Annotated in this window: 31 protein-coding genes and 1 pseudogene; 1 reads left to right on the top strand and 31 read right to left on the bottom strand. The window is 56.6% G+C overall.

Annotated elements, in window-relative coordinates:
- Positions 1-13: 13 nt before the first annotated feature.
- The 17 genes from CWM66_RS27205 to CWM66_RS27125 all read right to left on the bottom strand — a co-directional run bounded on the left by CWM66_RS27205 (position 14) and on the right by CWM66_RS27125 (position 15,200).
- Positions 14-658, bottom strand: a complete 645-nt coding sequence (locus CWM66_RS27205; RefSeq protein ID WP_107147729.1) for a restriction endonuclease — start codon at positions 656-658, stop codon at positions 14-16.
- On the bottom strand, positions 658-1,185 hold the full coding sequence (locus tag CWM66_RS27200; protein ID WP_071921476.1) for an integrating conjugative element protein: 528 nt from the start codon (positions 1,183-1,185) through the stop codon (positions 658-660). The genes CWM66_RS27205 and CWM66_RS27200 overlap by 1 nt, the downstream gene beginning before the upstream one ends.
- On the bottom strand, positions 1,182-1,793 hold the full coding sequence (locus CWM66_RS27195) for a transglycosylase SLT domain-containing protein (RefSeq protein WP_107147709.1): 612 nt from the start codon (positions 1,791-1,793) through the stop codon (positions 1,182-1,184). Before CWM66_RS27195 ends, CWM66_RS27200 begins: the two co-directional genes overlap by 4 nt.
- The gene (locus tag CWM66_RS27190; RefSeq protein WP_107147708.1) at positions 1,772-2,485 is read right to left on the bottom strand and encodes a TIGR03759 family integrating conjugative element protein; all 714 of its coding nucleotides are present in this window, start codon (positions 2,483-2,485) and stop codon (positions 1,772-1,774) included. Before CWM66_RS27190 ends, CWM66_RS27195 begins: the two co-directional genes overlap by 22 nt.
- A gap of 17 nt (positions 2,486-2,502) precedes the next feature.
- A complete protein-coding gene (locus tag CWM66_RS27185; protein ID WP_107147707.1) occupies positions 2,503-3,354 on the bottom strand; it encodes a plasmid transfer protein in 852 nt (283 codons plus the stop codon).
- Positions 3,355-3,517: 163 nt separating this feature from the next.
- Positions 3,518-4,129: a serine O-acetyltransferase gene (locus CWM66_RS27180; RefSeq protein WP_233218437.1), complete on the bottom strand. Its 612-nt coding sequence runs from the start codon at positions 4,127-4,129 to the stop codon at positions 3,518-3,520.
- Positions 4,130-4,281: 152 nt separating this feature from the next.
- Positions 4,282-5,580, bottom strand: a complete 1,299-nt coding sequence (pilV, locus tag CWM66_RS27175; protein ID WP_071921481.1) for a shufflon system plasmid conjugative transfer pilus tip adhesin PilV — start codon at positions 5,578-5,580, stop codon at positions 4,282-4,284.
- A gap of 3 nt (positions 5,581-5,583) precedes the next feature.
- A complete protein-coding gene (locus CWM66_RS27170; RefSeq protein WP_071921482.1) occupies positions 5,584-6,216 on the bottom strand; it encodes an A24 family peptidase in 633 nt (210 codons plus the stop codon).
- Positions 6,213-6,689, bottom strand: coding sequence for a lytic transglycosylase domain-containing protein (locus CWM66_RS27165; protein ID WP_107147705.1), 477 nt, complete (start codon positions 6,687-6,689; stop codon positions 6,213-6,215). Before CWM66_RS27165 ends, CWM66_RS27170 begins: the two co-directional genes overlap by 4 nt.
- 3 nt (positions 6,690-6,692) lie before the next feature.
- Positions 6,693-7,310, bottom strand: coding sequence for a type 4 pilus major pilin (locus tag CWM66_RS27160; RefSeq protein WP_107147704.1), 618 nt, complete (start codon positions 7,308-7,310; stop codon positions 6,693-6,695).
- 16 nt (positions 7,311-7,326) lie between these two features.
- A complete protein-coding gene (locus tag CWM66_RS27155) occupies positions 7,327-8,439 on the bottom strand; it encodes a type II secretion system F family protein (RefSeq protein WP_227121943.1) in 1,113 nt (370 codons plus the stop codon).
- Positions 8,432-9,964 carry a GspE/PulE family protein gene (locus tag CWM66_RS27150; protein ID WP_107147703.1) on the bottom strand — a complete coding sequence of 511 codons (1,533 nt, stop codon included), beginning with the start codon at positions 9,962-9,964 and terminating at the stop codon, positions 8,432-8,434. The genes CWM66_RS27155 and CWM66_RS27150 overlap by 8 nt, the downstream gene beginning before the upstream one ends.
- A 10-nt stretch (positions 9,965-9,974) precedes the next feature.
- The gene (gene pilP, locus CWM66_RS27145) at positions 9,975-10,490 is read right to left on the bottom strand and encodes a type IV pilus biogenesis protein PilP (RefSeq protein WP_107147702.1); all 516 of its coding nucleotides are present in this window, start codon (positions 10,488-10,490) and stop codon (positions 9,975-9,977) included.
- Entirely contained in the window at positions 10,477-11,784 is a 1,308-nt protein-coding gene (pilO2, locus tag CWM66_RS27140; protein ID WP_107147701.1) for a type 4b pilus protein PilO2, read from the bottom strand. The genes pilP and pilO2 overlap by 14 nt, the downstream gene beginning before the upstream one ends.
- Positions 11,781-13,457 (bottom strand): PilN family type IVB pilus formation outer membrane protein, encoded by a 1,677-nt coding sequence (locus CWM66_RS27135; protein ID WP_107147700.1) that lies wholly within the window; start codon positions 13,455-13,457, stop codon positions 11,781-11,783. The genes pilO2 and CWM66_RS27135 overlap by 4 nt, the downstream gene beginning before the upstream one ends.
- An 11-nt stretch (positions 13,458-13,468) precedes the next feature.
- The gene (gene pilM, locus CWM66_RS27130) at positions 13,469-13,906 is read right to left on the bottom strand and encodes a type IV pilus biogenesis protein PilM (protein WP_107147699.1); all 438 of its coding nucleotides are present in this window, start codon (positions 13,904-13,906) and stop codon (positions 13,469-13,471) included.
- 1 nt (position 13,907) lies between these two features.
- Complete coding sequence (locus CWM66_RS27125; RefSeq protein WP_107147698.1) at positions 13,908-15,200, bottom strand: TcpQ domain-containing protein; 1,293 nt, start codon at positions 15,198-15,200, stop codon at positions 13,908-13,910.
- Positions 15,201-15,398: 198 nt separating this feature from the next.
- Here CWM66_RS27125 and CWM66_RS27120 point away from each other — a divergent pair, with 198 nt between their 5' ends.
- Positions 15,399-15,608 (top strand): DUF2767 family protein, encoded by a 210-nt coding sequence (locus CWM66_RS27120; RefSeq protein ID WP_107147697.1) that lies wholly within the window; start codon positions 15,399-15,401, stop codon positions 15,606-15,608.
- A gap of 87 nt (positions 15,609-15,695) precedes the next feature.
- Here the strand turns inward: CWM66_RS27120 and CWM66_RS27115 are convergent, their stop codons facing one another.
- From CWM66_RS27115 to CWM66_RS27045, 14 genes and pseudogenes are all read right to left on the bottom strand, one after another.
- Positions 15,696-15,971, bottom strand: coding sequence for a DUF2442 domain-containing protein (locus tag CWM66_RS27115; RefSeq protein ID WP_071921490.1), 276 nt, complete (start codon positions 15,969-15,971; stop codon positions 15,696-15,698).
- 75 nt (positions 15,972-16,046) lie between these two features.
- Positions 16,047-16,661 carry a hypothetical protein gene (locus CWM66_RS27110; protein ID WP_107147696.1) on the bottom strand — a complete coding sequence of 205 codons (615 nt, stop codon included), beginning with the start codon at positions 16,659-16,661 and terminating at the stop codon, positions 16,047-16,049.
- A gap of 172 nt (positions 16,662-16,833) precedes the next feature.
- Entirely contained in the window at positions 16,834-17,082 is a 249-nt protein-coding gene (locus tag CWM66_RS27105) for a DUF2442 domain-containing protein (protein ID WP_071921492.1), read from the bottom strand.
- Positions 17,066-17,308: a DUF4160 domain-containing protein gene (locus CWM66_RS27100; RefSeq protein WP_071921493.1), complete on the bottom strand. Its 243-nt coding sequence runs from the start codon at positions 17,306-17,308 to the stop codon at positions 17,066-17,068. Before CWM66_RS27100 ends, CWM66_RS27105 begins: the two co-directional genes overlap by 17 nt.
- A gap of 141 nt (positions 17,309-17,449) precedes the next feature.
- A complete protein-coding gene (locus CWM66_RS27095) occupies positions 17,450-17,953 on the bottom strand; it encodes a single-stranded DNA-binding protein (RefSeq protein ID WP_107147695.1) in 504 nt (167 codons plus the stop codon).
- A gap of 76 nt (positions 17,954-18,029) precedes the next feature.
- Positions 18,030-18,524 (bottom strand): STY4534 family ICE replication protein, encoded by a 495-nt coding sequence (locus CWM66_RS27090; RefSeq protein ID WP_107147694.1) that lies wholly within the window; start codon positions 18,522-18,524, stop codon positions 18,030-18,032.
- Between the two features lie 636 nt (positions 18,525-19,160).
- The gene (locus tag CWM66_RS27080) at positions 19,161-21,173 is read right to left on the bottom strand and encodes a DNA topoisomerase III (RefSeq protein ID WP_107147692.1); all 2,013 of its coding nucleotides are present in this window, start codon (positions 21,171-21,173) and stop codon (positions 19,161-19,163) included.
- Positions 21,174-21,190: 17 nt separating this feature from the next.
- Entirely contained in the window at positions 21,191-21,913 is a 723-nt protein-coding gene (locus tag CWM66_RS27075; RefSeq protein ID WP_107147691.1) for a PFL_4669 family integrating conjugative element protein, read from the bottom strand.
- Positions 21,914-22,493: 580 nt separating this feature from the next.
- A complete protein-coding gene (locus tag CWM66_RS27070) occupies positions 22,494-23,705 on the bottom strand; it encodes an STY4528 family pathogenicity island replication protein (RefSeq protein WP_107147690.1) in 1,212 nt (403 codons plus the stop codon).
- Between the two features lie 78 nt (positions 23,706-23,783).
- A complete protein-coding gene (locus CWM66_RS27065) occupies positions 23,784-24,014 on the bottom strand; it encodes a hypothetical protein (RefSeq protein WP_107147689.1) in 231 nt (76 codons plus the stop codon).
- The gene (locus CWM66_RS27060) at positions 24,014-24,610 is read right to left on the bottom strand and encodes a DUF2857 domain-containing protein (RefSeq protein ID WP_107147688.1); all 597 of its coding nucleotides are present in this window, start codon (positions 24,608-24,610) and stop codon (positions 24,014-24,016) included. The genes CWM66_RS27065 and CWM66_RS27060 overlap by 1 nt, the downstream gene beginning before the upstream one ends.
- 84 nt (positions 24,611-24,694) lie before the next feature.
- Positions 24,695-25,438, bottom strand: coding sequence for a DUF2786 domain-containing protein (locus CWM66_RS27055; RefSeq protein WP_107147687.1), 744 nt, complete (start codon positions 25,436-25,438; stop codon positions 24,695-24,697).
- Positions 25,428-25,685, bottom strand: coding sequence for a TraR/DksA C4-type zinc finger protein (locus CWM66_RS27050; protein WP_071921503.1), 258 nt, complete (start codon positions 25,683-25,685; stop codon positions 25,428-25,430). Before CWM66_RS27050 ends, CWM66_RS27055 begins: the two co-directional genes overlap by 11 nt.
- Positions 25,678-25,925 (bottom strand): annotated as a pseudogene (locus tag CWM66_RS27045) (hypothetical protein); the annotation flags it as partial. The pseudogene CWM66_RS27045 and the gene CWM66_RS27050, both read right to left, overlap by 8 nt.

Raw genomic sequence — 25,925 nt, 5'->3', positions numbered from 1 at the left:
GCAATGTTCCTTCTTAATCACGGATGACGGGAGATGGTGCCGGTTCTTTACGTTGACTTTGTGGGATGAGGGAGCTGTGTGACGGTCTGGTCAGTGTGTTCATCCAGCGCCGGTCACCGGACAGCAGCCAGAGCAGTCGCTGTCCGCTGATAAGGGTGATGCTGCTGTAGTGACGAAAGGCTTCCCGGCTCACCTCGCCGGTACGGCCGGTATGCACAAACAGGCCAGGACAGCCCTCCTGCTCTGTCAGCTGTCCGAATGCAGAAACATGGGCGGCGCTGATGGTGGCGCTGTACCGTTTGGCCTGAATCAGCCAGCGATGACCGTTGATCCAGACCTGACCGTCTGCACCGTTATCACCGCTGTAACGGGGGTTACGCTGTATGCGCAGCCCCTGCCGGGAAAGTGCCGTCAGCAGCATCTCCTCGAACACATACGGGTTCATTTTTCGCAGCCAGGTTATGCGGGCAGCCTCATCGCGCAGCTGTGGCAGCCTGCTCAGCGCCCGCGCGGCCTGTTTCTGATAGCGACGGTGGCGACGCTGACTGGCGGTGTGCCGGATGCGACCCATCAGGGTCAGCAGCACCACGCAGGCCAGAACCAGCGTAAACATCCAGCGATGCTGGCTCAGCAGCTCAGCGATGAGTGAAGCCGGCATCATTGTGAAATACCCGTGGCGGTGATGAGCGCCGGATAATGTTCGAGGGCAAGCCGGCGCGACAGATCGCCGCCGCGGACAGGCACCATCGCCACCCCGGGAGCCATCTGACGCAGTGCGGTAAGTCCGCTTTCATCCTTCACGCTGATAACCAGGCCGGTTGCCTGAATCCGGCTCAGCTCCTGGGCACGCTGCTGAAGCCACTGGCGGGAGAGAGGATCGTCGCCCAGCACAAACACCGGCGGCATAGCCGGCAGATCCAGCGGACGGGCGGCAACAGCCCCCGGAGACATTTCCGGCGTGCTGACCGGCAACATATCGGAAATGGACAGGGACGCCGGAGGAGGAGGAAGTGTGGCACCCTCCACCGCGTTACCGGGAGCGGCGTTGATCGCATCAAAAAACGGCGCAGTGGACTCCCCGCCCAGGTCTCCCGCTACCGTGAGCGCGGCATATGCGCTGAAAGAGGCAACCAGAAAGACAGGAATCAACGTGGCTGACAGCACGTTAAAGCGTTTCTTTTTCATTGAGGTTCAATCCAGGTAAGAGAATTCCGGGCAAGGGAGACGGCCTGTTCAGGACGGGCTGAAATATCAGCAACGTCTATCTGGCTCAGCTTGCGGCGAACAATGGCCATATAGACCGCAGCATGACGCCCGCCTGCAGGATGGTGGTAACAGCCGGCCGCCTGCAGCCAGCTGCCGGGCCGGGCGTCATAGCAGGCGCGCAGGATACGCGCCGCCGCGCGAAGGTTGGTATACGGGTCAAACGCGTCCCGGTAGGTGGGAAAGAAATGTCCGTTCCAGCCCAGGTTCACCTGTGCCACACCGACATCAATGTTCTTCAGCGGCCAGCGCTGCATAAAACCGAGTAGCGCCGTGAACGCCGCATCGCGCGTCTCATAGTGGTATCCCTTCCCCGCCACGTTAATCGTCCAGGGCCACGGCTTCGCGCCCCATTCGGTTTTGCGGGTACTTTCAGCCATCGCCAGCGAATACAGCGACTCGGCTGGTACCCGTTCTGCGGCAGCAATCTGCCGGTACGCATCAGGAATAACCTGCAGGTTTGTGGTGCCGGACGCCGCAGCCGCGAACAGCAGCCCGGCAACCAGCATCAGAACGCGGCGAGTTGCCATCCGTTTTCCCCCTGCTGCAGAATGACCGGCATCTGGCCCTGCCCGTAACGCAGCCACAGACCACCGTCGTGGTTGAGTGTTATCTGACGGTTGCGGACTTTTTCCACCGGGATGTTGTGACGGATGGCCCAGGTGCGGATGGCTTCATCGCTGTTCCCGCCGACCAGATAAATATCGACCGGGCGGTCATCGGCCAGTACGGCAGCAAGACGCGCATCGCAGCGGGAGCAGTTATCCTTTACAAACAGGGCCAGACGTCCCTGCGTGTCGTGCGCAATGCCCGCCGCATTGCTGCCCATATTGACGGCAAGCGTCTCGGGATACAGGCGCAGCCAGGCGGCATTGATTTCACGCTGGAAGGCCAGTTCCTTCTCGCTGCGCTGGTATTCATGGCGGACCCAGAGTTCAGCCAGACGACGGCGCTCGGCGCTGTTATCGGTCTCCACACCCAGCGCCGTCAGCGGGTCAAGGCCCGGTGACATAATGCCGCGCTCCCCCTTCATCAGCATCTGATAACGGCTCCAGTCACTGTCGGACAACCCCCACTGTTGTGCCTGCTGCTGCGAACTCAGCCAGGCGGTGGAAGATGTCTGCTGTTCAGACGCCGTACTTTGTGCTGACGGGGTCTGAACAGTGGCCGCACAGGTCAGAAGCGGTGTCAGTAAGAGTGAAGCCAGGAATTTCTTTTTCATCACGGGTGGTTCTCCGTTTATTCAACCAGCAGCCGGTGCTCGATGCCATTCACGACAAAGAGGGCCGCATGCTCCCCCTCTGTCGACTGCAGCCGCCAGCCCAGCATGGCATCCCCCGGTGAGAGCAGGCGCATGGCGGATATCTGCGAGGCACCACGGGGAATAACAATGGCGAAGGTCTGACCGCCACGGCGTTCAATGCCGGTCAGCACAAACGGTGCAGCCAGCGTCACCACGCGCCTAGCTGACCGGTTACTCTTTTTTGTTGTGATCACCGCCCGGGGTTTAACCGTCCCGGTAGCAGTCCGGGGCTTTGCAGGCTCTGCAGGTTTCTGCGCCAGTTGTCGGGTAATCTCGCCCAGCGAGGCAGAAGACTGCTGTACTTCGTGCTCAAGTGCACTGATACGCGTCTGCATCTCAGTCACCGCCTGATTACTGCTGTTGCCGGCCTCCTGAAGCTGCCTGACGGATATCTTCAGAGCGCTCTGCTGCTCACCGACCGACTGCATGGCAGCAGGCAGTGAGGCAAGCGTGGCCGCCTGCTGTTCGAGTGTTTTCAGGCGCGCTTCCATCTCAGAGACGTTTGAAGTGAGCTGACCTATCTGACCACTGCGAAACGCAGCATCGAGGGTGTTGACGCGGATGGTCAGCGCTGACATCGCGTTCCCCATCACGACCAGCGCGGCAAGAGAACCGGCAAGGCTCAGGGTGAGAAAAACGATGCCGCCGGTACGGAGAAGTTTTCGGACGTTAAAAGGGAACCGCTGACGCGGGCCCCCCGCCGCATCGGGCAAAGCCTCCCGGGGTGTTTCCTGAGGTTCAGGCGTTTCCGGGAGCAGCTCGTCGGGCGAGGCATGACTGAGTGACATACTGGGATTCCTTATGGCTGCACAGCAGAACGGCCATAAGGTGCAAAAACACGCGGCGAATAACGATGATTAACTCTTCAGCCGGTTATGAAGATTTCTGTTTTCGTAATCGGGGATGTCTTTTGATGACGATAAATAACGCCAGCACCCTTAGCTGAAGAGATTAGCTATCTGGTCTTTCCCTTATACTCAGAGGTCGGGGGTTGCAGACAATAACATTGTCAGGAATGTTTTTATTAACAAATGATCCAGCGCCAATCACCACATTATGTCCGATGGTCACATCGCCAATGATACATGTGCTGGCGCCTATATCCACATAATCGCCAATGACAGTTTTCCCTTCCGTATCACCATTTGACTTACGACCAATCGTTACACCATGTCGGATATTTAATCGCTTCCCGATGACACACTCTGGCCTGATAACAATGCCATAGCCATGATTGATTTTCATTCCAGGACCTATTTCAGCATCCAGTGCAATATCGATTGAATATTTACTGCGCAACCGGCTGTTGATCTTACGGCTATACCTTTTCAGCCTCGCTTTTTTGGTTCTGTGCAAAAAAGAAGCTATACGCCACCAGAAATAAAATCGTCTCCCCGGATTCGTTAATACGCGGTGGAATACCTTCAGCCAGCTAAACTCCTTATTTCCGGAGCGATTAATAACTTCAAGTCGCAGACATTCCTTAAGAAAGTTCAGCTGGCTGGAAAAATCATTCTCGTCACACCTGTTCTCACTATTGTCAGAGTAAGTCGTTTTCATCATTGAAACCAGAATATAAAAATTGAATATATACAAACAGTTAAATTACTACATGTCCTGTTATTTCGGACATAACCAGGACAAATTAAAAATCAACAAACAAAGATTTGTGTTATGTCGCTCTATTGTTTTGTCAAGAGTGAAATAAGCTATAGTTAATAATCAAGGATAACTTTGATACAGCTACAATATCCCTGCGGAGACTGACCTGGGTAAATCACAGGACAATTATCATCGGTTCTGGGAGTATACCCAACGTAGTCATCTGAACGTCCCTTATCAAAAGATGTCCGCCGACAATAATATCCCGGAACACCAGATGCATTTTTCTTCCACTTCAGGTCCTGACAGGAAAGTGACGCGCCGCTTGAATCATGGCTAAGAGCGCCAATAATAGTGCAGTCTGAACCTATCGTGTTGATCTGATCCTGATACAGAAGCCCTCCAGCGGACATATTTCCGTCTGCCCGCACGCTCCCCCCGCGGACCTGCCCTGCGGTATAAATATTTTTGTTATTAACTGCCCGTACCCAGTCGTTGTCGGACATGTAAAATCCGCCCTGGTATGTTTCATTGAGCCAGCCCTTATTGCCCCTGGTGATAAGCCAGCCGTTATTACTGCGAATATCATTACTGGCGGTCACTCCACCATTAGCGGTGACATTACCGCCAGCCGCCATATTCCCCCCGGCAGAAACATTGCCACCGGCCGTAACATCCCCGCTGAAATTCCCGGTCTGCCCGTTCACCGCTGCCGCGTTATTAAGATTATTCCCGCCCATATCGATACTGGTATGCATCCGGTTCAGGTCGGGTTTACCCGTTACAGCGAAACGGTACAGGCGATCGGAGTCCTGGCGGGCCTCGTTCAGGGCATCCGTCGTGAGCAACGTCGCCACATGTCCGGTCGCGGAGGTGATACCAAATGCCGACAGCGGAACGGTCCAGCTCTTATTCGCCCCCGTCACGGTCGTATTACTGTCCCAGAGATAGGCCCCCAGCCCTGCATTTATCGACACCGAGATATCCCGGACGCCCATATAGGGGAGCGGTGAGCCTCCCTGACTGACAACCAGCCCCTGCAGTTGATCGGTATTAGTGGTATTTCGGACCAGCGCCGCACGCAGCGTCTGCCCGGATGAAATAGTTTCACTGAACCCGGGTTCGAGAAAGCCGGTATTTTTCAGCATATCCGCGGTAATAATGACGGGTTGTGTCGTTGTCGCCGAATTCAGGAGCGTATCGTAGAACTTACCCGTATAGGCCCGGACGGCCTGGGTAAAGCGCGTGACCTGCCGGGCACTCACCTGCCAGTCCTGACGGGCAAAATATTCATCCCATCGCTGTGCCCCCCAGATAACGACGCTTATCAGGATAACAAGGGCCGCGCCGGTCGATGCAATGGCCCAGCCACGATCGTGGCGGGGTGCCGGTATTTCAGTTTCTGGAGTCATGGCTCACCACATTACTTCGGTTACAGGTTGATAAAGCAGGACCAGCATCGCGCCCAGCGCGCTGTATCCAAGCCAGGGGCCCACAGGCCCCCCGGCACGACGGGACAACATCAGCCAGAGAAAAAAACCACCGGTCCCTGCGGCCGTGACGTACAACGCAGGCAACAGCCCCAGCCAGGCCCCCAGCGCCCCGGCCAGCCAGACATCCCCCATACCCAGCGTCTCATGCCCCGCCAGGTAATGTCCGGCCTGTCGCCACGCCATCATGAGGCTCCAGAGTACAAGGGCCGCACCGGCATGACGGAGCAGAGTGCCCTCAGCCACTGCCACAAGCAGGCCCGCTACCAGAAAACTGACGGTCATCTCGCGCGGCAGATACCCCGTCAGCTGGTCGGTGAGCGTAAGACGAAACACAAAGACGCAGAACAGCAACGCACAGCAGGTTGGCCATAATCCGGCTTCAGCAAGCCAGTACAGCGACATCACCCACGCATGGAAGACAATCCAGAGTGTCTCCGTCAGCGGAGAAGCGGAGCCATCCTCCCCCGTCAGTCTCACCAGCTCAGCACGCACCCCGTCCCTGGCCAGCCACAGCAGCAATACAAACAGCAGAGGTGCTGTCACGGCAGGACTCACAATACAATCCCCCTTCTATCCCGGAGCAGCCGGACATATATCCGGTAAATCCGGTTGGCATAGGCTTCCCGGGTTTCATGCCGGTCCCTGCGAAAGCCCGCGTTATAGGAACCCAGGCAGTTCCAGGAAATCCCGCAGACCTGAAAATGGCCGGCCAGTATCCAGGTCCCAATCTGCACATTCAGGCAGGGACGCGTGAGCAAATCCTGCGGGCTGCGGATATAGCCCTTCCGGATCAGCCCCGGAATATGTGTCGAATTAATCTGCATCAGCCCGTAGTCCGTACTCACGATCTTCCCGGTTTCCGGGTTGCGGTTATCATGCGTAATACCGGGCCGCTTGCCGCTTTCCCCCATCGCTATTGCTTCAATCAACAGCGGATCGACATGGTACTTTTGTCCCGCAGCGTCAAAGCAGAATGCCCTGACGCAGAAGGGAAAAGGGAGCAACAGCAGGAAAAGCAGACGCCACATACCTTACCCATTCACCTGGAATTTCAGGGTATTCGTCCCGGCACTGCCGCTGTTATTGGTGCACTCCTTACCTGCCTCTTCCGAGGTGACGGTCCCGTCAGCATGCTGGGTACTGTTAATCTCAATCTCACTGAAAATGCTGCCATTGCCGAACTGTTGCGCCAGCGAAATGCAGTCTTTCAGGGGGACTTTGTTGGTGGTAATGGAGAAACCGGTGTTTATTCCCGCACCACTTGATTCAGGAGCCAGCACCACCTGCCCGCCCCAGGCATTCCACAGCGTGGCCGTACCGGAATCCGGATCGCCCACCACGCGCATGTTACCCGGGGCCAGTCCACGCTGGATAAAATTACCGGTCATGGTGGTGCCGCTGGTAAAGTCGTAACCGCTCCGTCCCCCCATGTAACCTTTTGTTTTGGTGGCAATGTCGGAGATGTTCGTTGTCTCTGAGCCACCGTTAAACAACCTCCAGAGCCCCCAGATAAGCCCCGCAACAAACACGACGCCAAGAACACCGATGACACCGGAGCCCCCCTGGTCTGCTGTTCCCCACCCGCTGTCGGGATGGAACCCTGAACGCCCTCGCATCCGGTTACGTAACACGGTTAATAACTGATTCATATAAATTTCCTTTTGATTAATGCACTGGCATACGGGACATTTCCTGGATCTCGAAGGCCATAGAGCCCATCAGACCAAAGAAAAGTAAAATGAGAAGCAGGGACAGACCGCGGGCGGTATTCGCACGCCGCTTGACGCGAGCAGTGATGTCATCAAGCGCGCGGTCAGCGTAGCGACTGATGAGAACGGCAGCCCCCTCGCCTTTGCCCAGCAGGGAGAGATAGTTGGCTGACTGACGGCTGGGGAAGTCAAAGCCACTGTTACGCAGCGCCCGTCCAAGCGCGTTACCCCGGTTAATGCCGTCAATCGTCGCGTCAAGGCGTTCACACAGCCAGAGCGACGCCGTTTTACGCAGGGTCTTCAGCACGTCAATTTCCGGGAGTCCGGTCTCAAGCAGGGCGGCGACGTTCATGAGAAATACCGCCCCCTGCAAATCCGAATAGAGGGACCAGGGCATAAACCGGTCGGCAAACTGGCGCAGCCGCCCGGTCCAGCGGGGAAGTGACCAGAAGACAATGGTCAGGAGAACGGTGAAGGTGGCCCCACACGCCAGTCCCCACTGATTTGTAAACTCTGCCATGCTGTTCATCACCCCCAGCGCGCCGGACCAGCTCGCCGGATCGGACATCTGACTTAGCGTAGGGACAATTTTTACGCTGTTGATCACCATCATGATGCCGAAAAACACCACAAACAGTGCCGGGTAGGTGGCGGCAAAAATCACCTGCTCCAGAATGCGCCCCCGCACATCAATGAGCCGCTCTGACTGCGCCAGGGCAACCGACAGGGTTTTCCCTGTACGGCCGGCCCCCAGAAGTGCGGCCTCTTCTGCCGGCAGCCAGCGCGCCAGCACGTCCTGAAGCTGCTGCCCTGGACGGTTGTCCCGGAGCGCCTGCAGGCAGTCTTCGACCAGCTCCGAATAAGGATGCCAGTGCCGGCCAAAATCGGTATACACGTCGCCGATCATGCGGAAGGCTTCAGCATCGGCCCTGTCGTTCTCCAGCAGGAAACGTAACACCTCATAAAACGGCTTACGGCGCTTGCCTGAGAAGGAGTGACGTAAAAAATGATAGCGGGCGCGCTGAAAAAGATTCATCGGCCGTGACGGGCGAAAAGGGTTATCAGACACCGGACACCTCCATGGCAAGCAGTTCATCTTCATCAAGGGGGACTTCGACATCCCCCATCAGCGGGTCGACCAGCCCTTCATTCAGCCGGATCAGCAGATGGGTGCGACGGCTGATGCCGCCTTTATTGAGCCAGTACTGGCGGGCCGCCGCAGTGCCCCCGGAAAGCCAGTGCGACATAAAGCGGGCATCTGGGGGGATAATCTCGACGATGGCGGTCCGGCCGGTTACCCCGCGGCTTATCACACGTCCGGTCAGCTCAAGGGTTTTTCGGCAGTGCTCACACCCTTCCGGGTTGTGAAAGCGCAGGTTCTGAGGGGCGCATACCCCGGGCTCGGTACAGTATTTTTCCAGATAGGCGCGTGTTTCCGCCGGTAACTGCGGTGCCATTTGCGCCCAGGTCAGGCTGCAGTGAGGGCAGAGGGTTGGCACGAGGCGCTGGCTCACCAGACCTCTCACCAGTTCCGCATCCGCGATCAGCCGCCGGTCAGCGCCCATCACCTCCATGCGGGGTAGCGCGCCGGCAGCGCTGTTGCTGTGCAGCGTATCGAGGACCAGATGACCGGCATGTGCGGCATGGATAGCCGCAATGAGCGCGTTTATCTCCTGCATCTCCCCCAGCAGGATCGCATCCGGGTCAGAGCGCACCACCGCAGCATTGCTCTTGTCCCAGTCACCATTAATGACGGGTGTCTGGACTGCGCCGGCGATACGCCCTTCCACCGGGTTTTCCACGGTCAGCAGACGTTTACGGTGCCGGGTACGCTCCAGCCACATATTGCTGAAAATACGCAGGGTGGTGCTTTTACCGGAACCAGTGGGGCCGGTGAGCAGAACCAGCCCGTTGGGAAAACGGAGGATGTGTTTAGCAAGCGCAATCTGCTCAGGCAGAAACCCCTGCTGCTCAAGCGTCGGCACCCTGTCGCTGTCATCCACAATGGTGCGCAGCACAACGTAAATCCCGTCAGCTGTGGTCATATGCTGGTAGCGGGCACCGAACAGTCCCGCTGCGCGCACGAATTTAGCGTCCACGCGTCCGGCCTGCATATCGCTGTCGTTGAAGGCGGGAGGAATGCGGATATCACACATGGACCTGAACAGCGTCTGCACGAGGGAATCTCCCTCATCGCTCGTCAGCTCGTCGATCACCTCCAGCTCGCCATGGATACGCATTTCAATGCGCGCCAGGCCAATACTGCGCATAATGGTAATGTGGATGTCCGACGAGCCCAGCAACTGGGCCAGCGCAAAATACCTCACCATACGCTTCTGCACGTCACTCCAGTCACTGTCGAACGCGGCGCTGACCCGCAGCGCCGTCTGCGTAAGCCGGAACGTTTCACGCCGGGCCTTCAGATCGCCGAGCGAGACAAACTCCGGCTTCGCATAAGGAAAGAGCCGGGTCTGATCCATCACCCACCGCTGGATACGCACATCGGTGCGGCGGTTTTTATCGATGACCAGAGAAACCTGTCCGGCTGACTCCTCGACCAGCACAAACTCCTCAATGTCTGCATATGCGTTCATCGCGGTATCCTCAGAAAGTCAGGCTGCTTCCGTCGCTGAGGCGAACGGCCTCAGCAGTGACTGACGTCACCGTCCCCTTCATGCCCGGTATGGCATCCCCTCTTTTAACTTCCGTCACGCCCCCGTCCGGCAGGCTGACGCGCGCCCGGAGATCGCCGGGTTTACCGTAAATTTCACGCAGACGGGCACGAACCGGCATACGACTGAAAGAGGGGGTATCGCCCGTCTGAACCTGAGGCGCAACCACAGTGGATGTCCGGGGATATCCGGCAGGGATACCTTCCGTGCCGACGTTCAGCTCAGTGGAGGATTCGGCCTGACGCAGTTGTTGCTTCAGGCGTGCCGTCTGAACCTGCTGTTCAAGCACCATATTGCGCGCCTGGGCCAGCTCAAGCTCACCGCTGGTCACGTTGTCAGGGATGACCTGCCTGACGGTCACAGGCTCATCAGCACAGGCATGGCCCGTCAGGGCCAGCAGGGTCAGCGCGCATGGCAACAGCCAGCGAATCGCATTATTTTTTTGCATACAGGCTCCCGCGCAGGGTGTAGTGATAAAGCCCCTGGGGGCTTACGGTATAAGAGATGGAACTGAGACGAACGCCCCTGGCGTCCATCCCCTCAAGCAGCAGTTCGGGCATCAGCCCGGTTGAAAGGGTGAAGGTGTATTCCTGCCAGTCGGTTTTCGGCTGTTCGCTTTTCGTGCCGGGCAGCGCGTCAGGCTGCTTCACTTCACTGAGCTGCACCGGGACGTTTTTACGCTGCATGTGGGAGATGAAGCCTTTCAGTAGTTCATTGGCCGGACGCAGCGGCTCATCCTGCAGTGACGTCGCATCAGGAAAGGCAAAATGAATAAACACATTTCCGTTTTTGCCGCCGTCCACAAAATCGAACGTTGCCGGATGCCCGTAGAGTTGAATAACCCGGCTGTCAAAGTTTTCCAGCGTGCTGCCCGGAGTCGTTTCGTAATGCAGGTGCAGCCCCTGCTGCTGCTCATCACATTCCCCCACCGACAGGCGCCATCCCGTGATGGACGCCCGCGTCACGCTGCGGGTTTCCCAGCACTGCACGATAAATGCCGGCACCGTGAACCGGGTCGCCCAGGGGCCGGGAAGTTTCTCAGGTTTTACCGCCGCTTCAGGCCTGATGGCGCGGACAACCTGCCGGCTCGCTTTAATCGCCGCGTCCCGGGTAGCCTGAGACGACGCATTCTCATTCTGTATCCAGAGCCCGGCAGCCACCATGGCCACGACAAGGATCGTCACGACAACGGGTCGGCGCAGGGAGGTTTCTTTCAGACGGGCGCGGGCCAGAGTCCGGGCCGGGAGTCCCTCAACCAGGGTTTTCCAGCTGATATTCTGTTGATGATCCGCGACGCAGTTCCAGCCTTCCTCCCCGGGGTCGTTAAACGTCAGAAAATGGCTGCGGGCCATGCACACTTCCTGAAGCGTACCGGTCACGTCCGCCATCACTGTAAGCTGGTCACGGACCGTTGCCAGAAACACCCACTGGTTACTGCCATCGTCAAGACGGTACAGACCATGGCTGCTGCCGCCGATGGCGCTCTGGAATACCGAAGCCAGTGAATACAGTTTCACCCCGCGACGGACTTTCCCGGGGCTGACCAGCCCCGTCACCCGGGCGGTGCCGGTACCGCTGGTTACCCGGTGGGTGTCCTGCAGACGCAGCCGGGCCATCAGGCCAGTTGCACCGGCCTGCGTCCAGTGCATACCCGCAACCCAGCCAGTGCGACCACTGAGAACCAGTACACCCGCAGTGCGCTCCCCCTGTGCTGACAGTTTTCTGCTTTTCCTGAAAATCATGGCATCAGTACCGGTGTGATAAGAATGACCAGGGTGGTACGCTTGCTGTTGCCGCTTCGCCCGCCGCCTAAACCGAAGAAATCTGCCGATCCCATCCCCTGTTTACTGGCAGAGTTAGAGACCTGATCGGCACCGGTGACCATGATGGTTTCGCCGGTACGCATGTTGAATTTCTGGGTAATCGCCTCTTTGGAATAGGCCGCTGTATCGTTACGGGTGTTACCGTCAGCGCTGTAGAACGACTCAATTTTGGGCGGAGTGTCATAGCTGAAGGCAAACTGCATCTGCACGTCGCCGTTATCCTGAATCGAAGGCACCGCCGTCATAAACAGCCCCGTCGTGAGGGTCGTTGTGGTCATTGTCGAGGTCACCCCGACATTGGCCGTCGCCGTCGAGGCGGTACTGGTGATCATTCCCTGCTGGTTTGACAGCTGGTACGGTACCGGCGTGAAATTTGTGGTCAGACGGCTCTGGCGGGTGACCACGCTGACATCGCCCTGTTCAGACAGCGCCTTGACAATCAGATTGCTTCCGGCAAACTTCCCCGCCCTTCCGGTCGCGGTATCCAGCACCGAGACTCCCATCGCCCCCGCACCGGTCGTGGCGCCGTTGAAGGTGCCCTTGATGTTGATGCCGTAGTTGCGAAGGGAATTAGTGACCAGATCAAGGTCAATACCCAGTTCATGGTTAACCGACTGCGTGACGGTCAGGATCTGGAAATTCAGCTGTACCTGGCGGTTGAGAATTTTGTTTTCATATTCAACAAAGCTCGCCACCCGGTTATGCACTTCCGGCGTGTCGGTGACCGTCAGCGTACCGCTGGAAGAGGACAGAAAGAACCGCCCGACGTTCGGCGTCAGGATTTGCGCAATAGTTTTGCGGATATCGTCAAAGATTTCGCTGCTGAGACCGTAGGCCGTTTTTTGCTCGGTGCTGACTTCACCGGAGCTGGAAGAGCCCTCGCTGCCCAGCTGCGCGCCTGACCCGGAATTGATCGACGCTGAGCTGTCGATTTTGGTGTTCATAAACGACAGCTGGTACATGCGGGTATCAAAGCGGTAGAAAAGAATACCGCCGTTTTCCATGCGCCAGGAAAGCCCGTACCGGCTTTCTGCCACATCCAGCAGTCCCCTCAGTTGCGCATCCCATTTGATGCCCACCATCAGACCGGCACTGGCGTTCACGAGGGGCTGGGTGTTACCGTTCTGCCCGTTGATCGCGTCCAGCGAGACGCGGCCATTATCATCTGGTGCCGGCAGGGTGCCGGAAACCTGCCGGGTTGCCGCTGAACCAGAACTGCCCGTCGACAATGACGCCAGGGCATCCGGCGTGAACGACACCCTGATACCACAGACCGTGGTAATACGCTGTGCCAGATCCGGAAGCGTCACCCCTTCAGGATTATTGATAAGAATGTGGCAGTCAGGCACATTCCGGTCATCGGAGACGGCGGCTGAGAACCCGATTGGCGTCAGGTTAACCCACGGTTTATCGGTCCAGGTCACCAGTTGCGGAGGACGGGCCGTTTTGCTGTCCATAAGCCGTGCCGCAGTATCACCGTCCGCGCGCGCCTGCTTACCGATTTTATTAATGTCCTGAAATGCACAACCGGAGAGCAGAACAAGCGAAATCGCCAGCGCAGCAGTGCGTAAACGGGGCAGTAAGGATGTCATCCGGCCTTCCTTCAGTTGAGATAAACGAGATTGCCTTCCGACACCCCGGCCGGTAAGGAGAGATTCATATCAGCGCCATCCGCCATCAGCAGATGCCCACCGGTCACGGAAAGGATCAGCGCAGAGCCAGAGGACTGACGATTAAGTGCAGACCGCAATCCGGGCAGTTCAGCTGTCCATATCCAGAGGCGTCCACCACCGATCGCGGCACGAATGCGGCTATCCGGTGCCGGTGAGAAGCCGAACTGTGAAAGGGTGAGCCCGCCTTCGGGGAGGCTGTGGCTGTAGCGCCAGTCGTTAACCATGCTTGCCGTGCGCAGGATATCGTCAGCGAGCAGCGTGGCCGCTGCCGTATCACGCTGGGTCTGCTGCGCGGAGACATCCACTGACGTGATGCTGTCGGTCACCAACATCATCAGCATGGCGATGGCCACTATGGCGTACCCCATCTTATTGCCCGTCCTGAATCGGCTTGTCGTCGACGTACACCAGGCACTGGAGACGATTTGGTCCGGCATAAAGCGGTTTCTCTGCCTTGCGATACAGATCAAACAACTGCACGATCATTGATTCGAAATTCCCCCGAAGGGTGAATGGCGCATCGATGCGGTAATTCACTGGCGTGGGCCAGATGACCACCCAGGTCGGGCTGCTGCCACTTTCGCAGTGGACGGAGGAGGCCCACTGCGTCAGGGTCTCTTTTAACGTAGTCCCGGCCTTCGCGGTCCATACCTGACCGTCAGGTAACGATGAAAGCGGGGCTCCCGGAATAAAAGCAGGCGGTGTCGCTGAAGACAGGTTTTTCCCCTGAACAGTACGGTCCGCTTTCGGGGCACTGACTGGCGCTACGCCCAGAGCCGCGGTGTTTAGTGGAGTGACAGGAACGGACAAGACTGCCGGCGCCGGTGCCAGCGCTGTTGACGGTTTGATCTTGCCGGATGCAGACTGAGATACGATACCAGCCTGTGTTTTCTGCGCCGGGGTCGGTGACGGCCCGGCAGATGCGCCGGCGGAAAACGGGTTGCGGGGTACTTTCGGGGTCCCTGACGATGCAGCCTGGGTAACAGAGGATATGGTGCCTGGTGCGCCAGGACCTTCCGGGCGTGCCGGAGGCAGCGGGAAGCTGTTGTTTCCGGTGGCCGCGGGTTTCAGACCCGGACTCAACAGTGAACCTGAATTCGGGGCTGCCCCCTGACTGAGTGAACTGCCCGGGACCGACACTGACGCAGTTGGTGCAAAATGGCGGTACTGATCACGCAGAGCAAAACAGACTTCACGGTTCACATCATCCACATGCAACCGCCAGGCGGGTCCGGCCAGTACCTGCAGTGCTTCAGTCAGACGAACCGGCCCCACCGAACGCTGAACGGCAGGAAGGGGTTTACTGAACAGCTCAGCAAAAACGGTGGCATCCCCGTTACACAGGGAATAACCTGATTCCAGCAGCAGGTAACGCAACCCTTCGCCCACCGTTCTGACGACCTGCTGGGGCATGCGAATTTCAATGATTTGATTTAACGGATCACGCTGGGCATCTGCAGGTCGGGTACTTGCGAGCGTATAGCGATCGTAACGAACGACTTCAGGAGAAGTATTCTGATAAACATCCTGAACACGGGGTGCCCCCTGCAGTCTGCTTAAAGGCTCCGTGCGGGAGCTGTCTGTGCAACCCGCTGCAATTAAGCAGAGGGCCACCCCCGCAAGCCGGTAATGCTCACCCGCTCGCTTTTGTAGTTTTACCATCAGGTTCACCCCAGGATTAGTCCGAAACAACCCGGATATTCTGGCGGCGACAGCATTCCGGACAACACGAAACTATTTTTCGGGGATGAAGAAAAGGGCAGAGACGCAAGGCGGGACCGGAACTGATGTCACTGACGTGACTGCCGGAGGCGATATGATGAGTGACGCTTTTTAACGGCATTAATCAATGGGGGAATTATGGAACCACAGATAACTGCAGATGAACTCTATGACGAAATGTGCAGGGTTATCGGCGATATGGTGATGATATTTCACGATCTTGATATCGAACCTAAACATATTGTTATTGCTGACGCTCTGAGGACCGCTATGATCAGCGACTCCGGAGAAAGAAGTAAAATGACATTGAAAGCAATGGAGCTCGCAATCAAAACACTTGAAACCTGATCCCCTTGCTGACACACCTCCGGAACAGGTTCCTGCCAGCTCCGGGGGCGTCGTCACAGGCTACCTGCGTTTCGGTGTGCTCAATTATTAGCGTCCGGCGGACGCAGCTCCCGCCTGTACCTCAGACACATTCGTGTCATCAGAGGCCAGTGACAAAGAAAACAGGTCCGTCAGGAATATCTCCTCTCCGGACGCTTTCCACCGGACGCCATCCCTGAATATTTCGAATTGCTGCCGTTCATGTTCACCTGCCTGCAACAATCGCGGAAAGCGGGTCAACGGCGTTCCCAGTACACGGCTATCATTCAGTTCAACCCACAGCATGGCATCGGCAATCCGGACCTGTTTTATCGATACGTTCATGGGCAATACCTTTTTTAAAGCGGCTATATAGAAAAAAAGCGTCGGGCAAACCGCCGCTGACAGAGCTGCGTAAGGCTATCCCGGAAGCCCCTGAGGATCAATCCGGGGAGTTACGATTAGCACCTCCTGCGTATTCTCATCAATAATGCGGGAAATCAGGAGGCTTTTCCCCTGTTGCAGGCTCATAAGCTGACTTGCCTGAAAACTGCCCCGTTCATCCTGGATATTTAAAGAAAACCTGAGATTAATGGGACCATTCACGTTTTGGTACCAGGGAATTAGTGTAAGGTCGAGGCCTTTGTTGACCAGAGTCCCGCCGTCATTCGTGTCGGAGTTACGATGCACAGATATGGGCATCGGATCACCATTGTTGGTTGTTCCCGTGCTTGCGTATTCAATACTGACATCACTTCTGGCTGCTATACGGTCATGAACAGCAGGTGCATCCCCCTGAAAGATAAAAACCATTTTGGCAGGGTTCCACTCCGGTAAAACATCCTTCCAGGCAATAGCGTGTTTTTTCTTCACACGGATAAGCGTGGTGCTCAGGCTGATGGTTCCTTGCGGAATTTCACTGGCAGAATTTAATAGCGTGACCTGTGTTGGTGCCTGCTGCGCACTTTGACTACAGCCCGCCATCAGCAAGGCAGGGACCAGGAAGATAAGCGGGAAATGCTTCATGAATTTCATAGGGGCTCCGGTGATATATCCATTTGATGAAAAAGTACAAAGCGGATATTCCCCGGTTAACGGGCCATCGGACAATACGAAACTACTTCTGCAAAATGGTGAAAAAAAAGCGCCTGTTCGGCGCTTTAGTCAGATTAACAAACAGAATAATGAAGCATGGCTGTATGGGAGATTACGCTACCCGGCCTGGCAAATGACTGATGTCACCACGCCCGGCCAGTAAACCCTCAACGGAAATATCCTCGTCAAGCTCATCCCAGTGAATGCCTCTTTTGCTCAATTCGTAATCATTGAGCTGTTGTGCGGAGGCATTCAGCAGGCGTGGAAACCAGGCCAGGGGAACACCCAGGACCCGCTCATCGCTTAACTCAACCCACATCGTAGTCTCGTCAAACTTCACATTTTTAGCTGAAATACTCATTCCAGGCCTCCACAAAAAAACGCTGGTTATCTTCAACCATCTTAGTCAACGCTCTGAGAGTACGGGCATCAAAACCATCGTTACGACTCAGCGTTACCGCATCCTCAAGCCAGAACTTCGCCTCACCATCGGCATTTCGGACATGAATATGAGCAGGTTCGAGGGGATTCCCCTCGTTCGAATAAAAGAAAAACTTAAATCCATTAAGTCTGAGTATAACCGGCATCGAAAAAGCACCTCACTTCTGCACGAATTATCCTGAATAAAAAAGCGCCAGTCAAACTGGCGCATTGGAGAGGGTAAAATAATATGAATCCGTTATGAAATTGCGTAAATGGCTTTTCGGCGGATGTCATACCCGTATCATTCAGAACGGTATGTCATCGTCAAAATCCATCGGTGGCTCATTCGCCGGATTTCGTGGCGCGGACTGTGTCTGAGGTTGCTGAGGTTGACCCCAGCCACCCTGCTGACCTGACTGCGCGTTGTTTCCGTTTCCACTGGTATTGGTGCTGTTATTGCGACCACCGCCCAGCATCTGCATTGTTCCGTTAACCCCGACAACAATCTCGGCTGTCCAGCGATCGGTACCGCTGTTATCCGTCCATTTGCGGGTGCGCAACTGACCTTCGATATACACCTGTGAACCCTTACGCAGGTATTCACCGGCAACCTCAGCCAGCTTGCCAAACAGCACGACACGATGCCATTCGGTATTCTCTTTCATTTCCCCAGTTTGTTTATCACGCCAGGTTTCCGAAGTGGCCAGACTTAAACCGGCCACTGCATTGCCATTTGGCAGGTAACGAACTTCAGGGTCCTGTCCGAGATGACCGACCAGGATGACTTTGTTGACGCCGCGTGCGGACATAATGATTTCCTCTTAGAAGATTAAGTTGAGAGGAACACACCCACCGGGATGTGTTCCGGTGGTGTGTCCGTGACGCTTAGAATGAATTCGGATCGTACTCTTTCTGAGCCGATGAACCGGATTCCGGCGTCTGGGAAGCGTTGGGTGCCTGATAAACGACGTCCTGGCCTTTCTTGATAAACTCGACCTTAATCAGGCGGGCTTTCAGGGAAGGGCGGCTTTCACCGGCGTGATCACCCGTCTGCAGGGTAAACACATCGGCTTTCAGTCCGCTCAGCACAAAGCCAATCAGCACTTTTTCTTCTTCATCAACGGCTTTCTGACAGCGGTTGATGAGTTTGGTGGTCTCCGCACCCGCGATGGTGACATCGAAACGGGTATAAGACGCATTGTCTGTCGGACCGGTCAGGGCATTGATAACAGCGCAGGTGAATTCGCCATTACCACTCTGAACACGGCGGATCGAACTCAGATAGCCAATACCGTTTACGTTGAGGTTGAAATACTCTTTTTTCTGCTGACTGGAAGCTGATGCAGAAGATGAAGCGGGGGTTGAAGCAGTTGCAGTCATGATGTTTTCTCCGGAGTAAAGCTGAACAGGTAGCGGAGAAACATCTGTCCCGTACGGGAAGTGTTTCCCGCAGGGAGGTCAGCAAGCAAGGTTTGCCGACTGGCTGTATTGGTGAAATGGACCTTAACCTGGTTATCAGGTCCCTGTTTGCAAAGGTTAAACAGGTTTAAACCACCCGAAGGCGCCACTCTCAGGTTAATGTGGCATTGGCATGTGATTACCCGAAGGCGTTCCTCTCAAATCACCGGAACATTGGCAGTTGTCGGAACGACAACGATTAGCCTCTTTATCATTCATTCAGACGCCACGGATGTCAACGCCGCAGCGTGCAAAAAATCATCAGTGCACAAAAATAAAAAAAGCGGCACCCTTCGGCACCGCCTTCTGAGGTCTGCACCATCAACCTGAGGTTAATCTGCATTTCGCAGTGGCTCCGCTGGCTGAAAGGGCCCGGCACGGGTTTCACGGAGTTTTCGTGCCTTACCGGCTCCCGTTCAGGTGTGGACAGGGCCGGTCAGACTGTATTCCGGCAGCACATGCATTAGATGCTGACGAAACCCGCAGTCACGGGGTGCGGCTTCAGAGCCGGGGTCACAATAGCAGAGCCCACAACGCCCCGCAATCGGAGACAGCGGATTAATTCTTCTTTGATTCAGGAGACTTAGCCCTGCGCGGTCGTTTCTTTCTGGTGCCCCCGATATTGATGACACCTTTGCATTCCGGCCAGCGCTGGCAGCTCCAGAACTCCCCTTTCCCTCCCCTGCGCAGACGGGTTTTTCCCCCGCAGAGCGGGCAGGCGGGCGTGGGCGGAATCCGGATACGCACCTGCTGCTGTGTCCCCTGGCTGACCAGGTTACGCGTCCAGCCTGCCTGTCGCTGAAGGAAGTCATCAAGTGACATACGACCGGCGGCGACCTCATCCAGTGCCTGTTCCCAGAGTGCCGTCATGCCCGGTTCGGTCAGCTGTGGCGGCAGGGCATCAATCACATCGGCGCCCAGTTCAGTTGCCATGATTTTACTGCCTTTACGCACGATAAAGTGACGGTTCAGCAGCTGCTCTACGATGCCGGCGCGGGTGGCTTCGGTGCCCAGTCCCGCATTGTCTTTCAGTACCTTACGCAGTGCAACGTCGGTAACAAATGCCGCAGCGTTCATCATGGCCCCTATCAGCGTGGCAAACGTATAGTGTGCCGGCGGGCGGGTCATCTGTTGAATGACTTCGGCTCCGGTGACCGTAACGCGGTCATTCTTCGCCAGCGGCGGCAGGGCAACGCCAGCCCCGTCATCATCCTGAACCTCATCATCACCGGCTTTCTCAAACAGGACCTTCCAGCCCTTTATCACCTCCGTTCGCCCGGTGGCACGGAACAGCTGCCCGCCAATGTCGAACTGCAGCCGGGTGAAATCAGACTCATGCAGGGGCAGGAACTGGGCCAGATAGTTACGGCGGATGAGCATATAGACGTTACGCTCGGTCTCCGTCAGCGCGGACAACTGAAACGCATTTCGCGTGGGGATAATGCCGTGGTGTGCCGTGATTTTTTTGTCGTTCCAGATGCGCGAAACAAATGCCCTGTCGAGGCGCTCCAGCACCGGCGCACATTCCGGGTCGGTACGGCCGATGGCATCGAGCACACCGGAAATCTCCTCCCGCATGGATTCAGGCAGGTAACCGCAGTCGGTGCGGGGGTAGGTGGTGGCCTTGTGCTTTTCATACAGGCTCTGCGCGGTATCGAGCACCTGCTGGGGTGACATATCCCACAGCCTGCCACAGGCCTGCTGCAGCGACCCCAGCGAAAAAGCCAGTGGTGCGGCGTCTTTTTCACGCTTTGTGTCACATTCTGTCACCACGGCGTGACCTGCCTGCCGGCATAACTGTGCCACCTGCTGCGCGATATTCTGGTGAATACAGCGCTTTTCCTCGTCGGTATACACCTTCGCCGGCACCCATTGCGCCGGAAAGGTGAGCCCCCGGGCCGAAATGAGCGCATTAACCTGCCAGAACGGCTTCGGCACAAAAGCTGCGATTTCCCGGTCCCGGCGGACAACTAGCGCCAGCGTCGGCGTCTGCACGCGACCGACAGAAACCACGCCATCGAAGCCGGCCTCCGCCGCGCGCAGGGTGTAAAGACGGGAGAGGTTCATGCCTATCAGCCAGTCGGCCCGGGCACGCCCCAGTCCGGCGTGATACATCCCGAGCGTGGCCTGACCGGGACGCAGGTCCTGAAGCGCCGCGCGGATACTGAGTTCATCCAGTGCAGACAGCCAGAGCCGCTGCACCGGACCTTCCCAGCGGCAGTAATCCAGCAACTCACGGGCAATGACCTCGCCCTCGCGGTCTGCATCAGTGGCAATGACCACGTCGTCCACCTGGCGCAGCAGCCGCTCGATAACCTTAAACTGATCCTGCGTCTCTTTTTTGACCACGACCTGCCAGGGTGCCGGCAGAATGGGCAGTGCAGAGAGCGACCAGGGTTTACCGTACTGCTGGCCATAGGCCTCCGGCGGAGCAGTTTCCAGCAGGTGCCCCACCGCCCAGGTGACGGTGACGCCGCTGCCCGCCAGAAAACCCTCGCCGCGCCGGGTGGCACCGAGAACCCCGGCCAGATCGCGCCCCTGCGAGGGTTTTTCACAGATATATAGCCGCATTACCAGCCTCCGGCGACTCAGACTGTCTGATAACGCAGGCGCAGCAGGTTCACGCTCGCTTCATTAACTGGAGGGGAAAATGCTGAACGTTTTTCTCCGAGCAGAACAGCACGATCGGGCTCACCCGCCTCCTGACAGGCCTTCTGCCAGACTTCATTATTCTCTGCTGCGTCCAGGCGTGTCGCATCCACCCTGCGGTAAGAAAGAACCGTCCCGTAAATCTGACGCAAAAGTCTCCCACCTTCACTGAGATAATTATCCCGGCCATTACGGGTGATCAGCCCGTAATGTGACGCCTGAAGCACCTTCTTGGCAAACTGGTCAAACCCGACCAGCAAAAACACACACCGGTATCCCAGAGGAGTACGAGTAAACACATGAATATCGAGTGGTTCGACCGAAGTAATCTCTGTCAGCGTAATACCTGCAGGAAGCATACTCATCTCTTCATCCAGTTTCTTAATAAGCCCGGTCATCGTCTCAGTTGCAGATCTCAGCTTTTCCTCAAGACGGTACATGGCTTCATCTGCCCACGGATTATTATTCAGGGAGTCCTGGTTAATCAGTGTTGCGCGCACGAAGAACTGAGGCATCCCGATGATGCCGTGTTTAACCGGAGCATCTCCCTCCTGTTTCTCCCGTCTGCGGCCCAGCCACAAACCAATTGCATAATTAGTATGGAGCGCGATTGTCATTTCTGACTGGAGCGAACCAGTCCTTGTTACCTGTTTATCTGCCATCGTTGCCGTCACCTGTATTCAGTTAAGAAGAGCTGGCATAGTCCTGAATCTCGTGCATGACCAACAATGTGAAACTCATAACGACAATTAAGAAATTAACATCTGATTGTTTATTAATCTTGTTGCGTCCCGCAACAAGGCTATTTTTTAACCATCCACTCTTTTTATCTGATCCTGTTACTGTTGCAGGTTTTGCCGGTCACCACTTACACAACAGCAGGGTGTATATTTTTTAGCCTTGTTGCGCCCCGCAACAAGGCTATTTTTTAACCACTCACTCTTTTTGTCTGTTCCGGCTACTGTTGCAGGTTTTGCCGGTCACCACTTACACAACAGCAGGATGTTTATTTTTTAGCCTTGTTGCGCCCCGCAACAAGGCTATTTTTTAACCACTCACTCTTTTTGTCTGTTCCGGTTACTGTTGCAGGTTTTGCCGGTCACCACTTACACAACAGCAGGGTGTTTATTTTTTAGCCTTGTTGCGCCCCGCAACAAGGTCGTTTTTTGAGCAGTCTGAGAAATTCGAAATCGCCGGAATCATTAACCGAAAATAGTCTGAATACATATCTGACATTCATGTTCAGTGGCTGACTTTGTTACGTATGGCAGCAATCATCGCCCTGACCGCGTCAGGTGAAGGGCGGTTCGCAGGCTGAACTGGCAGGGTGGCATCCGGTACAGCACGCGTGTCAGTTGTCCGGGCAGTTGCCGGGGCTTCCGGCAGATTCAGCTCACCGCTGCGGGCACGCCGCAGCATCGTGAACAACCAGCCTACCGGGTTGTTGAGCCTGCCAAGCCGCAGTTGTTCACGCAGCATGTCAGCCAGCGTTTTCGCCACCGTCTCAGGCAGTGAGGCCATCTGCGTGGTCAGCATCTGCCGATCCTCGCTGTTCAGTTTGTTCACAAAATCGTCAGGCAGAAAATGCTCCCCGCCCGGTACGTACGTTTTTTTATTCACACTCTGTGTGAAAGAACGTACGTTACAGTCCGGACTCCGGACTCCGGTGTAACCCGTTGATTTCAGGCTGAGTCCTGATTCCGGACTCAGTGTTTTATCCGCTGACGGGGTACTGAGTCCGTTTTCCGGACTCAGTGATTCCTGGGTGTTTTGGGTACTTTTTTGACTGAGTCCGGATTCCGGACTCCGGTTCACTGCCCGGCGATGGCTGACCATCTGCCTGGGTGTGGACGGCGCGCAAAGGCGGCTTTCGATGAGGGACAGGCGACTGTGACGGTGACGCATTCCGGGGTCCTGCAGGATATCGTTCACCACGGCCAGCGCGGTCATGCGGACCGCTTTATTACGGCTGAGGCAACTCTCTTCAAGCAGCTTAAGCCAGCCCGGATCGAAAGTTTCGGCGTCCCGGTAACCCAGCGGTTCATCATGCTGTGCATAGATATTGCCCCGCACACGCCCACGGTCATCGCGCACGCGCTTACACAGGCTGAGCCAGCCGGTCAGGCGCAGCATCAGCAGGACACGGCTGACAGTGTCCCTCGATGCCTTCTCTGAATGCGCGGATGCAAGCTGAACCTGCAGCTCATCGTAAGTCGGGAAGATGGCTCCCTCATTCTGCTGGGCGTAAAGCCTTATCATCACCCAGGCGGTTTTATCCAGCGGCGAAAGACGTGTATCCAGAAACAGCCTGCGCGGGAATGCGTCATGCACGTTCCCCATAAACAGCAGTCCGCTGCGCTCCTGGCTGACATCACCCTTATCGGTGCGCCGCTCAAGGTTCTGCTGCATTCTGGCGAGCGTGTGCGCCACAATACTGTCGGCAGGAATGGTCATTTTATGCTCTCCTCTTCAGCCTGAGACAGCACAGTGCCGGGGTAAACCCGGCACTGTGTGGTCATCAGCGGCAGTCCGTTACCGGCGTATTTCACGGTTGTAGGTCTCATGGTCCATCAGCCACCACTGCCGGCCGCCATCTTTACTGAGAATGCGCCAGCACGGCCCCACATCTATCTTGAGGTAGCCGTTCATGGTCAGCCTGCGGAACACCTTCTGTCCGCAGCATGCGGCCCGGAACAGCCGCTGCGCGCGACGGCGTACGGACGGTGACACCTGCTGGCGTGGGGAAAAATCAACCATTTCCATCACGCCTCCTTACGCTGCCGGGAGTCGGGCGCACGGGACGGGGTTGCCTCGCGGCACCACTGGCAGACCCGACTCCACACCGCCGTCAGCGACAGACCGTGCAGTTCAGCCGCCAGCATCATCGCCTCCAGTGCCTGATGTGAATCAGGTGATGACAGCCCGGCCGCTTTCCACTCTGTCCAGAGCGCCGCATCCTGCGGCTCCGTCAGAGACTGCGTACGCCCCTGACGCGACTCAATCCCCATCAGGCGGCGACGTGCACTGACTTCTGAGGGAGAAAGACCAAAGTACCGATCAATCAGCTCCATCGAGCCACCGAGTTCCAGCGCACGGTCAATCATCATGAAACGCTTCTGCTCATTCCGGGCCTGATTCAGCATCAGCCAGAAGTTTTCATGGTTGAGGGTGACATCGAGCACGGAAACGTGCGACTGGCTGAGGTAGTGCAGTTCATCAAGGCTGACCTGACTCAGTGCACGGATTTCTTCCACTGACATTCCCAGTGATTCACATCGACGGATATTGCCGTTTTTGATGTCCATCAGCAGTGAGGACAGAATGGCCGTGGTGGCCTGAGAAAGATTATGCTGGCTCACAGGCCACCTCCTGAAATCACCGGGTCAGCGGCGAGCAGAACATCGAAAAGCCAGCCTGACAGGCAGGCACTCCATAACAGAACGTCAGTCATGCGAATGTCCTCCGGCCGTAATCTGTCGGGGAGCCTGTTCACCACTGAGACCATGGTGAAGCTCTGTATCCCGGCCGGCGAGAAAACCGGCCACCCGGGCCGTTCTGTCACCCCGGCATTTTCCCGCAGACCGGACCGTCATATCTGCCAGCGGCTCGCCGGCATGACGCCGGGACAGCCAGCGCTGCAGTACGGCGTTCTCTTCCCCGGAGGGTGAAAAGGACTGCAATACCTGCCAGACGCCGGATACCCAGCCCTCGCGGAACTGGTCTGCCCGGCGACGGCGCGTGCGCAGAAGAATGCGGCGCGTGCGATACCCGGCCATATGCGCGTCTGTAGCGACACGCAGCTGCCGCTGGAGAACGGTATAGATGTAGAGCGCCACCTCCGGTCGTTCGCTGAAGCCATAAAAGTGCAGAGACCGGCGCACGCTGCTCACGCCCTGTGGACTGAGATGAATATTCCAGCCAAACCAGCACCGGCAGCCCGTGGCCATACAGACCACGGTTGCCAGCGAGCTCAGCCAGGCCGGCACCTTATCCGCATCACTGGTCAGGCTGAGGCAGACTGACTCAGTGATGTCACTGAGAGAAAGCATATCCGGCGTCAGGCCGTGACGCTGCATCAGCCGCTGGGCCAGAGCCACCGCACGGGCAGCTTCATGGGGGTTACTGTTGCGGGTGCCCAGCGCCATCAGGCGCCGGATACGGGCTGTGACTTTTGCATTATCCTGCATGGCGCTTCCCCCTGACGCCGTCAGCCCGGTGACGGTTTTTCATCTCTTTAACCTCCTGACAACCGGCACAGAGATCCACCCCCGGAACCGCGAGCTGACGGGCAACCGGAATAGCCGCACCGCAGCATTCGCAGAAGGCTTTTGACGGTGTTGCAGAGTTTACCTTTGCCCGGATGGCATCAATGCCGTGCTGGATGAACAGAGCCGTACTGGCCTGGGCCATTTCATCATTCAGATCATCAGACATTTTCCCCTCCTTTCGCAGCGAGTCGCTGCAGCTCACGCAGACGGCGGATAACGCGGACAAGGCGCATTGTTTTCACGACCGTGATATCGTCGAATACGGCCACGTCAGCCGGAGACTGAGAACCGAAGAAATTCAGGCAGAACATAAACATATTGAACTGCCTGTTGGGGAGCGAGCCGGACAGGCCCGCCAGGAAGAGGACAAATTCGCTGCCGGTTTCGGAGACGGCAAAGCCTGCTG

Source organism: Kosakonia sp. H7A (assembly GCF_003028445.1).
Classification (GTDB): domain Bacteria; phylum Pseudomonadota; class Gammaproteobacteria; order Enterobacterales; family Enterobacteriaceae; genus Kosakonia; species Kosakonia radicincitans.
This window is presented reverse-complemented; position numbering and strand designations above follow the sequence as displayed.